13 protein-coding genes are annotated in these 13635 nt (G+C 45.2%); 6 read left to right on the top strand and 7 right to left on the bottom strand.

Annotation, left to right across the window (positions count from 1 at the left end; all coding sequences use genetic code 11):
• The first annotated feature begins 108 nt into the window (after positions 1-108).
• The gene (gene chlP / locus F6K20_RS02800; protein WP_287293617.1) at positions 109-1344 is read left to right on the top strand and encodes a geranylgeranyl reductase; all 1236 of its coding nucleotides are present in this window, start codon (positions 109-111) and stop codon (positions 1342-1344) included.
• A 135-nt stretch (positions 1345-1479) separates the two neighbouring features.
• Here the strand turns inward: chlP and rpaA are convergent, their stop codons facing one another.
• Together rpaA and F6K20_RS02790 are read right to left on the bottom strand one after the other, a co-directional pair.
• Positions 1480-2217 carry a two component system response regulator RpaA gene (gene rpaA, locus F6K20_RS02795; RefSeq protein ID WP_008185733.1) on the bottom strand — a complete coding sequence of 246 codons (738 nt, stop codon included), beginning with the start codon at positions 2215-2217 and terminating at the stop codon, positions 1480-1482.
• 333 nt (positions 2218-2550) lie between these two features.
• Positions 2551-3372, bottom strand: coding sequence for an acyl-CoA desaturase (locus F6K20_RS02790; RefSeq protein ID WP_008185731.1), 822 nt, complete (start codon positions 3370-3372; stop codon positions 2551-2553).
• Between the two features lie 89 nt (positions 3373-3461).
• Between F6K20_RS02790 and F6K20_RS02785 the strand changes: the two genes are divergently transcribed.
• Complete coding sequence (locus tag F6K20_RS02785) at positions 3462-4697, top strand: methionine gamma-lyase family protein (RefSeq protein ID WP_287293632.1); 1236 nt, start codon at positions 3462-3464, stop codon at positions 4695-4697.
• An 85-nt stretch (positions 4698-4782) separates the two neighbouring features.
• Here the strand turns inward: F6K20_RS02785 and F6K20_RS02780 are convergent, their stop codons facing one another.
• The gene (locus F6K20_RS02780) at positions 4783-6048 is read right to left on the bottom strand and encodes a tetratricopeptide repeat protein (protein ID WP_008185727.1); all 1266 of its coding nucleotides are present in this window, start codon (positions 6046-6048) and stop codon (positions 4783-4785) included.
• A 187-nt stretch (positions 6049-6235) separates the two neighbouring features.
• Positions 6236-7915 carry a S8 family serine peptidase gene (locus tag F6K20_RS02775; protein ID WP_287293615.1) on the bottom strand — a complete coding sequence of 560 codons (1680 nt, stop codon included), beginning with the start codon at positions 7913-7915 and terminating at the stop codon, positions 6236-6238.
• Between the two features lie 92 nt (positions 7916-8007).
• On the opposite strand from F6K20_RS02775, the gene F6K20_RS02770 reads away from it, so the two are divergent.
• The 4 genes from F6K20_RS02770 (at position 8008) to F6K20_RS02755 (ending at position 10128) form a co-directional block, all read left to right on the top strand.
• On the top strand, positions 8008-8190 hold the full coding sequence (locus F6K20_RS02770) for a hypothetical protein (RefSeq protein WP_131827147.1): 183 nt from the start codon (positions 8008-8010) through the stop codon (positions 8188-8190).
• A 19-nt stretch (positions 8191-8209) separates the two neighbouring features.
• Complete coding sequence (locus F6K20_RS02765) at positions 8210-8815, top strand: DUF4340 domain-containing protein (protein ID WP_044493642.1); 606 nt, start codon at positions 8210-8212, stop codon at positions 8813-8815.
• A 22-nt stretch (positions 8816-8837) separates the two neighbouring features.
• Complete coding sequence (locus F6K20_RS02760) at positions 8838-8960, top strand: hypothetical protein (RefSeq protein ID WP_287293612.1); 123 nt, start codon at positions 8838-8840, stop codon at positions 8958-8960.
• Positions 8961-9330: 370 nt separating this feature from the next.
• Positions 9331-10128 (top strand): SPFH domain-containing protein, encoded by a 798-nt coding sequence (locus tag F6K20_RS02755; protein WP_008185722.1) that lies wholly within the window; start codon positions 9331-9333, stop codon positions 10126-10128.
• Between the two features lie 264 nt (positions 10129-10392).
• On the opposite strand, the gene folP is transcribed toward F6K20_RS02755, so the two are convergent.
• From folP to F6K20_RS02740, 3 genes are all read right to left on the bottom strand, one after another.
• Positions 10393-11238, bottom strand: a complete 846-nt coding sequence (gene folP, locus F6K20_RS02750) for a dihydropteroate synthase (RefSeq protein ID WP_287293610.1) — start codon at positions 11236-11238, stop codon at positions 10393-10395.
• A 142-nt stretch (positions 11239-11380) separates the two neighbouring features.
• Entirely contained in the window at positions 11381-12106 is a 726-nt protein-coding gene (gene tpiA, locus F6K20_RS02745; RefSeq protein ID WP_071986895.1) for a triose-phosphate isomerase, read from the bottom strand.
• Between the two features lie 258 nt (positions 12107-12364).
• Positions 12365-13635, bottom strand: a 1271-nt coding sequence (locus F6K20_RS02740) for a polyribonucleotide nucleotidyltransferase (protein ID WP_287293607.1), incomplete at its 5' end; no start/stop codon positions are given.

Here is a 13635-nt window from a genome sequence, read left to right as displayed (position 1 = left end):
ATGTGACGAACTTTTGTTAAGGTGTATTGCAACTTGACCCCAAATATTAGGGAAGCTTCAGATCACAGGAAAGTCCATGATAGTATGCATTCCGTAGCTTAAAAAACCATGGGAGAAAACATGCCAGCACTAAGGGTTGCAGTAGTTGGTTCGGGACCAGCAGGTTCTTCTGCTGCCGAGACGTTAGCTAAAGCAGGAATCGAAACCTATTTGTTTGAGCGTAAGCTGGACAATGCTAAGCCCTGTGGTGGTGCGATTCCACTATGTATGGTGAGTGAGTTTGACCTGCCACCAGAAATTATTGACCGGCAAGTGAGAAACATGAAGATGATCTCACCGTCTGATCTTGAAGTTGATATCCATATAGAAAAGGAAAACGAATATATTGGGATGTGCCGTCGCGAGGTGCTTGATGGGTTCATGCGCAATCGTGCGGCTGAGTTGGGGGCTAACTTAATTAATGGCACCGTTTATAAACTCGATATTCCCACCAGTAACTCTCAACCCTATACCATCTATTATTCTGACCATTCTGATGGCAGTGTCAAGGGAACCCACAAAACCTTGAAAGTAGATGTGGTGATTGGAGCTGATGGGGCAAATTCCCGGGTTGCCAAAGCAATTGATGCTGGGGATTACAATTATGCGATCGCTTTCCAAGAGCGCATCAGTTTGCCAGAGAACATGATGAATTACTACCAAGACCTGGCAGAAATGTATGTGGGTAATGATGTCTCTCCTGATTTCTACGCCTGGGTCTTCCCTAAATACGACCACGTTGCTGTTGGCACCGGCACTATGAGGGTCAACCAATCCCTGATCAAAAAGCTACAAGCAGGGATTCGCGCCCGTGCGGCTAAAAAACTTGTGGGTGGAAAAATTATCAAAGTGGAAGCCCATCCGATTCCTGAGCATCCCAGACCTAGACGTGTAGTTGGTCGGGTAGCTTTGGTAGGTGATACTGCTGGAACAGTAACTAAATCCTCTGGGGAAGGGATTTACTTTGCGGCTAAATCAGCTCGCATGTGTGCTGAAACCATTGTGGAAACCTCTAATGGCGGTAGCCGTATCCCCACAGAGAGTGACCTCAAGCTTTACCTGAAGCGCTGGGATAAGAAATACGGCATGACCTACAAAGTCCTAGATATTCTACAACGAGTTTTCTATAACTCCGATGCTAGCCGAGAAGCCTTTGTAGAGATGTGTGCTGACAAGGATGTGCAGCGGCTGACTTTCGATAGCTATCTCTATAAAACCGTTGTACCTGCTAATCCTCTTATCCAAATGAAGATTACAGCGAAGACAATTGGTAGCTTGTTGCGGGGCAATGCCTTGGCTCCCTAGAACTTGATCAATTTTTGATCAGAATTAGCCAACTGACTAACGGTGAGAAAGCTTACCCCCGGCTTAAGGGCGGGGGCTTTCCACTCTAGCTTAAGAAGGTAGATTTGTAGTACCTCTGACATTACCAATTTCATCCTAGGCAGTCGCCGAAGTCACTTCTAGGGTCTTTTCTGTATTGGGTAACTCTAAGCAATAACCTGCTCCATAAACGGTTTTGATGTACTTAGGATGGCGGGGATCAGGTTCTAGCTTGGTTCTCAGGTGACGAATATGCACTCGAATGGTTTCGATATCATCGTCAGGGTCATACCCCCAAACTTCTTTAAGGATTTCGCTCGGAGAAACAGTTTGACCATGGCGCTGCAGTAAACAGTGCAGTAGTTCAAACTCCAGATGGGTCAGTTTCACGGTTTTATCAAACCAAATCGCCTCAAACCTTTCTGGAACTAGGGTCAAAGGACCATAGTTCAGTATTTCCGTATGCTTAGCAGCTTGGGGAATTCGGTCTGTGCGCCGTAGTAATGCTCGCACTCGCGCCAGCATTTCTTCGAGTTCAAAGGGTTTGGTGAGATAATCATCGGCACCAGCATTAAAGCCTTCTACCTTGTCTTGGGTTTGACCTAGGGCAGTCAACATCAATACTGGAATATCGGAAGTGCGTTCATCCCGACGTAACCGTTGGCAGACGGTGAAACCATCTACCTTGGGTAGCATCAAGTCTAACATAATCAGGTCTGGCTGCAGTTGCAGAGCTAGAGCCTGACCCTTGATGCCATCCATTGCTTGACTAACATCGTAGCCAGCCATCTCCAAATTGATGGTGACTAATTCTGAAATTGCGGGGTCGTCATCGATGACCAGTATCCGGGGCATCACTAAGGAGTTGTTGCTAAGGTGTATCCGTTAACGTTCGATAAGAACAATTTGAGATTAGTAACAATACTTATACGATTATAAAGGCAGACTTTACGTTTTTTGTAAACAAAAGCTAAGAATTTTTAATATTTTATAATTTTACCAGAAACTCCCTAAGCCTCAGTGCTAGAGTCATAAGTCCTGAAGTAGACAGGATAAATCCATGGTGCTTGCACTTTGGAAACCGGAGTATACTCTGCTGCTCAGGAGGTTTTACAACTAAGCCGCCCTCAGAACTGAAGCCGCTCGGCAACTGGCAGGGTAGCACTCAAGGTACTACCCTAGGGAAACTTATGTCTGTTCAGGACTAATCAGTTTCACGTTTTTGGCTAAACCCAGCTGTTGTAGGAACTGAATCGTCATCCAAGTCAGGTCAATTTCCCACCATTTAATGCCATGCCTTGCAGAATACTGATAAGCATGGTGATTGTTGTGCCAGCCTTCGCCATAGGTTAGTAGGGCTACCCACCAGCAGTTTTTTGAGCAATCATTAGACTCATAGGTGCGATAACCAAATTTGTGAGTAGCACTGTTGACAAACCAGGTACAGTGAAACACCAGTACTAGCCGCACAAAAATCCCCCACACTACAAATGGCCAGCCACCCATGGCATACAGCAACAGTCCTAGAACCACTTGAACAAGCACAAAATACTTATCCAAAAACTGATAAACCCGATCTCCAGAAATATCTTTAGTGAATTTAGAAATTTGCTCATCAGCAGGAATTTTATGCAACATCCAAGCCATGTGACTCCACCAAAACCCTTGATGGGAGTCATGGGGATCCGGTTGGGTGTCAGAGTGCAAATGATGGATGCGATGTAGTCCTACCCAATCGATCACTCCTCCTTGACAGGAAATGGTACCACACAAAACTAGGAAGTATTCTAACCACTTGGGTGTCTGAAAACTGCGGTGGGTCACTAAGCGATGCCATCCCAGAGTTACCCCCAAGCCCCCTGTCACCCAGTGGAAAAAGATCATTAAGCCCACTGCTGTCCAGTTAAAGTTGCTCGGAAGTAAGGCAAACAGGGCTGCTAGGTGAATAAAGGCCATATAGGTAATAACGACCCAATCTAAACGAAGATTATCTGAAGTAGCAATTGTCATGCAGTAAGTCTAATAGGATACAAATTGTCATAACCCGCTCTCTTTGATCTAAAATTTTGATCTAAAATTTCGAGGCGCGAATTTTGGGAATCAACAGCTCTCAACGGCTGCAAGCAGCAGAAAAAGCACTATTTCCGATCTTTTATGGTATTGACACCGCCGTCAAGCAAAATCTCAAAAAGGTACTGGATTCTTTTCGAGTACATCGTGTAGGAGTCCATCACTTTGCTGGTGTTTCGGGCTATGGACATGATGATTTAGGACGCAAAACTCTCGACATGGTGTTTGCTGATGTCATGGGAGCTGAATCTGCAGCTGTACGGGTACAATTTGTTTCCGGAACCCATGCGATCGCATCTTGCCTGTTTGGGGTACTGCGTCCTGGTGATGAAATGCTAGCGATTGCCGGTGCCCCTTACGATACCTTGGAAGAGGTGATTGGTTTACGGGGTGATGGTCAAGGTTCCCTACTAGAATTTGGGATTCGTTACCGCCAGTTGTCCCTAACTAGTGAGGGAAGTTTGGATTGGTCAGCTTTGGCAACAGCGGTGGGAGAGAATACCCGCCTGGTTTTCATTCAGCGTTCCTGTGGGTATTCTTGGCGAAAGAGTCTTTCAATATCAGAAATAGAAAAAATTGTCAAGCTTGTCAAACAACAAAATCCTGATACTATCTGTTTTGTCGATAACTGTTACGGGGAATTTGTAGAAGAGCAAGAACCGACAGCAGTAGGTGCAGATTTGATGGCGGGTTCCTTGATTAAAAATCCTGGGGGAACGATTGCTACTGCTGGAGGCTATGTAGCTGGAAAAGCTGACTTAGTTGAAGCCGCAACCTGTCGTCTTACTGCTCCAGGGATTGGTAGTTCAGGTGGGGCAACTTTTGATCAAAATCGATTGCTGTTTCAAGGATTATTCCTAGCTCCCCAAATGGTTGGTGAAGCCCTCAAAGGGAGTCATTTAATCGCTCATACTATAGCACAACTTGGTTATCCTGTCAATCCCCCACCGATGGTACCCCGTCGGGATGTAATTCAAGCAGTTGAGTTGGGTTCAGCGGAAAAATTAATCGCTTTCTGTCGAGCGATACAACGGCATTCTCCGATAGGTTCCTACCTCGACCCTGTCCCAGCCGCAATGCCGGGTTATGAGAGTCAGTTAGTGATGGCTGGGGGGACTTTTATTGATGGGAGTACCTCAGAATTTTCTGCAGATGGCCCTTTAAAGGAGCCTTATATTGTGTTTTGTCAGGGAGGAACCCATTGGACTCATATTGCGATCGCATTAGAAGCTGCCATTGAAGCAATCGCAACAGCTGATAGCTGATAGCACCTCAAGTAGCACCATCTGTAGCGCATAAGCTGAATGATTAATTGTCGCTAGTTTTATCAATATTTCAATTATTATAGCGCTATCGTTCTAAATCCTTGATCACCTTCTCCCAATACCATTTTTCTGGCATCCCTGGGTATTTTCCCTTAGCCAAGTCAAGTAGGCGTGTGGCGATATCGGATTGTCCTCCTACCAGTCTTAGTAGTCTTTGTTGCAACTCCCTACTAGGTTTGATATTTGATGGTGCTTGTGATTCTCGATTGCTCGACCCCTCGGTCAGTTGTAATGGCTGTAGCTGTTTGAGTTTATCGAGCAGTTTCCGATAATTAGTCCAGTCTTGTTGATCGAAATACAGGTTTGCCGCTTGTTGATAATCTTCAAATGCTCCCCGTAGATCTTCAAACTTTTCACGAGCGGTTGCCCGATAACGATATGATTGAGCATCATTGGGTTTAAGAGTAATAACTCGGGAATAATCTTCGATGGCTTGGCGATAGTCTCCCATCTGGATATAGGCATTACCCCGATGGATTAAGACGTCCCGATTTTCCGGATTACTTTGTAGTAACTTGGTCAAGTCATCAATAGCTCCCCGGTAATCTCCCAATTCAATTCGTACTAATCCTCGATGGTAACGAACCTGAGCATCTTGGGGATTTAGTTCCATAGCTTGACCAAGGTCTTGAATGGCTCTCCTGTAATCACCGAGTTTGCAGTGAACAATACCTCGATAGCAATAAGCTTGGGCATTTTTGGGGTCAACCTCAAGGAGCCAGTTGAAATCCTCTAAGGCTTCTCGGTACTTGCCTGTGTTAACTTTATTTATTGCTTGATGGCAAAAATCGTTAGTCTGGGCTCGACCTAAAGCTAGTATTTGCTGTTGTTGAATTTGATTGATACTCTCAAGACAACGACGACAATTTAATTTATCTTGTTGGTCTAGGTAGAGCTGAGCTGCTTGTTTAAATGATGCGATCGCAGCCTGATTATCTCCTAACTTACGGTAGGCACTACCTTGAAGCTTACAAGCTGCAGGCTGATTAGGATTAATCTTAAGTATTTGATTGGCATCTTCTATTGCTCCAGTGGCATCTCCCAGTGCCAATCGAGCCAAACCCCGCCCGAAATAAACTTCAATACTTTCAGAATTGATTTGTAAAGCCTGAGTATAATCGGCAAGCGCGCCTTGTTGATCCCCTAAGTCAAAGCGAGCCATAGCTCGTTTATAGTAGGCTTCGGCGAAGTTCGGATTAATCTCTAAGGCTTTGTCAAATTCCTCGATTGCTTCGTTCAAGTCTCCTTGACGAATTTTATCTATTCCTCGGTAGTAAAACTCTTCCTCCATTCCAACTCTATTGTGAATCAACTACCATTCCTACTTTAGCTAGATTGTAACTTTAGCTTCTAGCGCCTTCAATCTTGAGATCTGACCCGTAAGGGCACCATGGGATGAATCCCCAATCAAGTTTTTATTTTTCGAGCCAAGTTTTTGCTCAAAGCTAGCAGCTTAGCCCTCTTGCCTCTGTTGCCTATCATTTGGGATCTGGAACTGTCCACCAAGCTAAAGCATAAGCTTGAGACGGCTGATTAACCTGTTGTTGATACTGAACCCGAATTTTATAGCGACCTTGAGCAGGGACTTGGCAGAAAATATGTTCCACAGCATCCGCTTCACTGATAGAAGCACAGACACTTTTGGTAATGTCCTCTTCTCCGACTGGCATTAAATAGAGGTCAAGATTATTCAAACCGCGATCGCTAAAACTCTCCCCAAGATCATAAGCATCATTATTATTGTCATCCTCTAACTCTACCAAACGGTCCCAAGCCAGAGTTAAAGAGATAAAACTTCCTTCTGCTAAGGGTTTTGTTAACACATAGTCCCGATCAGATGATTTCTCCACAGTACGGTAATCCCAACCCACTGGTGGCACTCCAATGCCACTGGGACTCCATTGGCCGAGTTTAAATTGCTGGTAAGCTCGAAACCCATTTAGATGTCCTGTCCCCATCTGCATATCCAGAGGAATTTTGGGGTCTTGGTAAGCATCAGACTCTAACCAGTGGTGATTATCCTTTGCCCGAATCGTGCGGCTCATGCCTAGTAGCATCCCATCACCGAGATCTTGAATTTTGTCAGCAGAATTAAGCAACACTGCCTTCATTACTTCATGGCGTCGGGAATCTGTACTCCAATTCATCCACAAGCGATGCAGCCCGGTATTGGGGGTTTCCGCTCTGAGGGACTGCATCAAGAATAGTTTTTGTTGTCTTGAGCGCAGCTTGCGCAAAGCGGAATCACCAAATTCCTGTAGCAATGCTACAACACCAGTGATATGGGGAGCAGCAAAACTGGTACCACTGACCTTAGTCACTTTACCTTTGAGGTCATACAACGATATCTTGTTGCCAGGAGCTACCAAATTAATCGAGCGGCGAGAACCAACATTAATTTCTTGCCGAATCAGACGACGACCAATACCAACTGGTAAAGCACTCAAGTTAGCAAAGTCTACCTTATTAAAAACTCCCTGACGCTTGGCTGTGTATGCTGCATTGATACCATTAAAATTATCTGTGGGGATAGGAATTCCCCCTTTACCTTGGTTGCCAGCAATCACATACAAGACATCATGCACCCTAGCTGACCAATCGATACATAGAGTTAACAGCGCATTGCCATCCAGCACCGCTTCCTCCCTCGGGTCCCGCTGTAGGGATTCACCAAAACTAAAATTAATTGCCCGTACATCTGAGCCATTTTGCTGAGCAATATGCTGAGCCGACAGGCACTCTTCTGGTTGTCCACTCCTAGACAGGGAGCCAACTGCTGAAGCGTAGAGTTTTGCCCCAGGTGCTACTCCCCGCAACCCTTTGTCTCGACTAATCATCACAGCTGCTACCATAGCCGCATGTTCATCAACATGGGTATTCGGTTTTGCGGGGGTGTTGCGATAAAATACTCCCGCAGGAGTTACTGTCCGATTCTTGATAGCGGCCTTATCCTTACCAAATAATCCAGGTCTACCAATTTCCACTTGCCCAATGGCAATTTTGCGACCGGTTAAATTATAGGGAGGTTGGTGTAACCGATAGACATTAATACCAGCTTCTGAGATTGATGTATCTAATCCCAAGGCTGGCGCGATTACCCCTGAGATACCTAAACCACCCAATAGCCATACCAGTGTTTTTTGGATCGGAATTTTCATAATTCTTTACACAGAGCGCGTTTATTGATCTCCGACTACTTAGCAATCTCCCAAAGACTTAGCTAGATCTAGCTATAGCGTTTCTCATAATTGTGAACTACACAAGATTTTTTCCCTGTTCCCAGATCCGCTGTTCCCAGATCCGCTGTTCCCAGATCCGCTGTTCCCAGATCCGCTGTTCCCTGTTCCCTACTCCCTACTCCCTACTCCCTACTCCCAAGGGAGGTGTACCTCACCCAATTGAGAACCGCTATAACGTATTAAGCTGTGTTTAGATCGATGCAGTTTAAACTGATGAAACTACAAAGGACAACTCTGATTTTAGTCATTTGTGCCATCCTCCTGGGGGGAGGTGTATATATTTATGAAATTCAGGGTTCTGAAAAGCGAGAAGCTGCTAAAATTAATAAAAAACCGATATTTAATTTCACTGAAGACGAGATTCAATCGTTTACTGTTAATAGTGATGACAAGACCTTAGTATTCGAGCGAGCCAGTGAGCCAGAATCGGGTTGGCGGATGAAAAAGCCCAAAGAGGCGACAGCTAGTGATGCGGTTGTTTCCTTTTTGTTGAACTTGCTGGCTCAGGGCAAAAGCGATCGCATTCTTACGGTTAGCCCTGACCAACTTCCAGAGTATGGATTAGACAAGCCCTCAGCAACTATAACAGTGAAACTGAAAAATCAGGACAGTCCGAAGCTGATCTTAGGCAACTTGGACTTTACTCGCAGTTTCCTATATGCTCAAGTCCTACCACTGGATTCCAAATCTGAGCAGTTGCAGGTGCTGTTAGTGCCAGTGGACTTTCAGTATGCTGTCTCACGCCCCCTCTCAGAATGGCTGGTTAATCAGGACAAGGCTGAAGAAGACAAGCCATCTGCTGCTGAAAAAACTGACTAGTACGAAATTGTAAGCATTCAGCGTGTCGCGTATCAGCGTGTCGCGTATCAGCTATCAGCCAAAGGCCACGCTACGGGAATGGCCAGGCTACTGTTGGCGCAGCGTGCGCGTAGCGCAATCGGTGCTTTTGAATAAAATCAGCTGACTACTGAGCACTGACGGCACCTCAAGTAGCGTGAGCCAAGGCCATTCGCGTTCGCGAATGGCTCACGGCTGAATGCTTAAACTAAATCTACTTTGATAACCTACTTTTTTAGTTGTTGCGGATCTTCCCTCTGTTGTGTTCTCAGTTTCTAAGTATAGGTTAGGGGAATGGTGAGGGGAATACCCCTCATCCACAGAAGTTAGCTTCCCCGTAGTGTTGATAACAGCTTTGACACTCAACCCAGGGGTGGCTAGAGTGAAAGTTATCTATACACACATTTTGTGCTCTTCTATTGATAAAGTTATTTCTAGGAAATGCTAGCCGCAGCAAAGCGTGAATTTATTAATCTTCTAACAGGATCTAAAACACTATGGATATTCTTCTTAGCATACTCGCCCCAATTATTTTAGTAGCCTTTGGCTACACCGTAGGTACGACAAAAGTTGTCCAAGAGGGAAATGAAGCTCTAGTAGAACGTTTTGGTAAGTATCGTAAAAAACTAGACCCTGGTCTTAACTACAATGTAGTTCCGTTTATAGACAAGATTGCCGTAGAAGAGAGTACCCGTGAGCAGATTTTGGACATTGAACCCCAGCAGGCAATCACCAAAGATAACGTTCAGGTAGAAGTCGATGCGATCGTGTATTGGCAAATTTTAGATATGTACAAAGCTTTTTATGCTGTAGATAATGTTCATGAGGCGATTGAAAATTTAGTCATGACCACTCTGCGTTCTACCATTGGTCAGATGGAATTAGACGAGACTTATGCCTCCCGAGACAGAATCAATCAGAACTTATTGCAACAATTAGATGATGCCTCTGCTGATTGGGGAGTCAAGGTGATGCGGGTTGAGGTGCAAGAGATTAAACCACCCCAGACTATTATCGATGCCCTAGAGAAGGAACGAGCTGCTAAGAGTGAGAAACAAGCCAAAATTTTACAGGCTGAAGGTACAGTGGAGTCGATCCAAATGATCTCCAAAGCTCTTCAAGAGCAAGCTAATACTCAGAAAGTCCTACAGTTCCTGATTGCTCAACGCTATGTAGAAGCTAATGAAAAATTAAGTGAAAGCAACAATTCTAAAGTCGTCTTTATGGATCCAAAAGCACTGAGCGAAGCCATGACTGATTTGCTTCAAACTGAATCTGTGGGCGAGAGTAATTAGGGCAATAACAATGTAATAATTCAGCGGTCAGCGGTCAGCGGTCAGCGGTCAGCGGTCAGCGGTCAGCTTAAAATAAACCTCGAATGGGAGAATTTAATAGTTCGAGATTAATGAGAATTGAAACTCTCGGGAAAAGCCCATCAAAGCATTTAGCTGTCAGCTGTAAGCTGTCAGCAAACGTAACAGAGATTAAACCAATGCTTACCTCTTTTATTCAAAAGCTGAATGCTGATAACTGAATGCTGATAGCTGAATGCTGAATACTTAAACACGCCAAATCGCATCAGCAACACGGCAGACATCACGGAGCTGGTCAACATCGTGTACCCGCAGGATGTCTGCTGAACCGGCAATGGCACTACAACAAGCCGCAGCAGTTCCCCAAATTCGACCCTTGGGGTCTGGTTGATTGATGATGCGTCTAATAAAGCTTTTGCGAGATACTCCTATTAACATCGGTAGACCGAGGGCATCAAACCTAGGCAGTTGCCGCAGAATCTCTACACTTTGCTCAGCGGTTTTGGCAAAACCAATGCCTGGGTCAATAATAATATGCGATCGCTTAATTCCTGCTGCGGTTGCCGCAGTTACCCGCTCCTCCAGAAAGCTATAGATTTCTCCAATTAAGTCTTGATAATCAGTTAATTTTTGCATGGAAACCGGGGTGCCTCGGATATGCATTAAGACAATTGGTACCCCCAATTGCCCTACAAGTGGCAACATGTCTGGGTCAAATGTGCCACCGGAAATATCATTGACCATATCGGCACCAGCTTCTACCGCAGCCTTAGCCACAGATGCTCTAGTGGTATCGACAGAAATCGGTATCTTCAGCACTGAACCCATTGCCTTTACCACAGGCACAACTCGTTTCAGTTCTTCGGGTAGGGAAATTTGCTCGGCACCAGGTCGAGTGGATTGACCACCAATATCGATAATATCAGCACCAGCATCTACTAGAGCCTGAGCTTGCCTTAAGGCAGCTTCTGGGGTAAAATACTCTCCGCCATCACTAAAACTATCGGGGGTAACGTTCAAGATACCCATGATATAGGTTCGTTTGCCCCACTCAAAAGAATAGTTCTGGATGGTTAATTTTCCTTTATCCATCGCTTATAGATCATGGCTAATTGCTAATTGAAAATTGCCCATTGCAATCAACCAATTAACCAATTAACTAACTAATAATAAGCTAACTAACAATTAACAATTAACAATTAACAATTAACAATTAGCCCATGACTAATCACAACTACTGATAATTGACTATTCTGGCAAAGCTCGCAGGTTCTAAGCTTGCTCCGCCCACCAGTACTCCATCAATTTCTGATTGAGCCATAATTTCATCAATATTCTTGGGTTTGACGGAGCCACCATATTGAATTGGGACATTAGCTTCCTTTAGCTTGGAGCGAATTAATCCAATGATTCGATTCGCTTCTGATGCATCACAAGTGTCTCCAGTACCAATTGCCCAGATTGGTTCGTAAGCAATCACTAAATTTTGCTGGTCAACGTTGACTAGGTCTTTTTCCAACTGCTTGCTAATAATGTCTTCTGTTTCACCAGCATCCCGTTGTGCTTTCGTTTCCCCAACACACAGAATCGGAATCAAACCGTGACGCTGAGCAGCGTGAAGGCGTTTATTAACGGTTTCATCAGTTTCGCCGAAGTATTGACGCCGTTCACTATGACCAACAATGACATAGCGCACACCAATTTCCTTGAGCATCCCACCAGCAATTTCACCAGTGTAGGCTCCAGCATTTTCCCAGTGGATATTCTGAGCCCCGATCTGTACACGAGTATTTTGTACATGCTCAGACATCACACCCAAGTCGGTGAAGGGACCACACAGAACAACCTCCCGTTCTATGGGAGTTTGCTCCACCTCAGGCAAAAATCCCTTTAAAAACTCAGCGGTTTCCGCTTGAGTTTTGTACATTTTCCAGTTACCAGCTATAACAATTTTCCGCACAGCTTAACTAAATCATCTCTAAACCATAATGCATTATTTAGTGTAAAGCTTTTACTTACGGCTATCTCAGAAATGTTTAACTTTTGCTGGTCACTGACCTGATCACAGGATACTCCTAGGGTAAGTTCAGGGAAGCATCATCAGAGTAGGGTCAATTTATTCCCCCAACTCCCCAGAGGCTTCTACATCTGTTCTCTATAGTCTTGAGAAGCTTCCCTGCTCCTGACGCTTCACCATTATCTAGCTAGCCTAGCTAGGTTATAACGCTGCTGCTTCCCGTGCTGCGGCAGCTTCGTCCGGATGAATGTTCAAACGGGTTAAATTAAGACGACCCTTGTTGTCAATTTCCCGTATTTTGACAACTACCTCATCTCCTACCGCTAACTCATCTTCCACTTTGCCAACTCGGTAGTCAGCTAGTTGGGAAATGTGAATCATACCTTCTTTGCCAGGAAGTATTTCCACAAAGGCACCAATGGGAATAATCCGGGTGACACGACCAACATAGACATCCCCTTCATGCAGCTTGCGGGTTAAGCCTTGGATGATATTGATAGCTTTGGTGGCTCTGTCCCCATCCATAGCAGATACGGTAACTGTACCGTCATCTTCAATATCGATTTTTGCCCCAGTTTGCTCGGTAATTCCTTTAATTGTCTTACCCCCTGGACCAATGACTGTACCGATGAACTCCGGATCGATCTTCATGGTTAAGAGGCGAGGAGCAAAGGGTGACATGTCTGTGGAGGGTGTGTCAATCACCGCCAGCATCTTTTCTAGGATATGCAGTCTGGCTGGTTTGGCTTGCTCAATGGCCTGGGCTATGGTATCCATGGACAGACCAGTGATTTTCATGTCCATTTGCAAAGCCGTGATGCCAGTATCGGTACCGGCGACTTTGAAGTCCATGTCACCCAAAAAGTCTTCAATACCTTGAATATCGGTGAGAATGCGGACTTCATCTCCTTCTTTGATCAAACCCATGGCTGCACCACTAACCGGTTTGGTAATCGGTACACCTGAATCCATCAAGGCCAGTGTTGAACCACAAACCGAGCCCATGGAGGTGGAACCATTGGAGGAGAGCACTTCCGATACTACCCGGATCACATAGGGAAACTCGTGTTGAGGGGGCAACACGGGGACTAATGCTCGTTCGGCTAAGGCTCCGTGACCAATTTCACGCCGTCCGGGCGATCGCAATGGCTTGACTTCCCCTACAGAAAAGGGTGGGAAATTGTAGTGGTGCAGATAGCGCTTCTCATCTTCTGGGTTAAGGTCATCTAGAGTTTGGGCATCTCCAGGTGTTCCCAAGGTAACCGTGGATAGGACTTGGGTTAGTCCTCGGTTGAACAAAGCGCTACCATGAACTCGCTGAGGTAATAGACTGGTTTGACAAGAGACAGGACGCACTTGGTCTAGCTTGCGACCATCCACGCGCACCCCTTCTTCCACAATCTGAGTACGCATCAGTTTTTTGGTGAGGCTTTTGAACAGCTTATCGACTAATGCGCTATTTTCATTAACCG

The sequence above is a fragment of the Moorena sp. SIO2C4 genome (assembly GCF_010672485.1).
Taxonomy (GTDB): Bacteria; Cyanobacteriota; Cyanobacteriia; order Cyanobacteriales; family Coleofasciculaceae; genus Moorena; species Moorena producens.
Note: the sequence above shows the minus strand (reverse complement) of the source record. Positions and strands in the feature narration are given on the sequence as shown.

Bases quoted from the DNA above. Each gene is read 5' to 3' on its own strand.
- F6K20_RS02780 (WP_008185727.1), bottom strand. From the start codon at position 6,048: ATGGAGGAAGAGTTTTACTACCGAGGAATAGATAAAATTCGTCAAGGA.
- F6K20_RS02775 (WP_287293615.1), bottom strand. From the start codon at position 7,915: ATGAAAATTCCGATCCAAAAAACACTGGTATGGCTATTGGGTGGTTTA.
- F6K20_RS02765 (WP_044493642.1), top strand. From the start codon at position 8,210: ATGAAACTACAAAGGACAACTCTGATTTTAGTCATTTGTGCCATCCTC.
- rpaA (WP_008185733.1), bottom strand. From the start codon at position 2,217: ATGCCCCGGATACTGGTCATCGATGACGACCCCGCAATTTCAGAATTA.
- folP (WP_287293610.1), bottom strand. From the start codon at position 11,238: ATGGATAAAGGAAAATTAACCATCCAGAACTATTCTTTTGAGTGGGGC.
- chlP (WP_287293617.1), top strand. From the start codon at position 109: ATGGGAGAAAACATGCCAGCACTAAGGGTTGCAGTAGTTGGTTCGGGA.
- F6K20_RS02790 (WP_008185731.1), bottom strand. From the start codon at position 3,372: ATGACAATTGCTACTTCAGATAATCTTCGTTTAGATTGGGTCGTTATT.
- F6K20_RS02755 (WP_008185722.1), top strand. From the start codon at position 9,331: ATGGATATTCTTCTTAGCATACTCGCCCCAATTATTTTAGTAGCCTTT.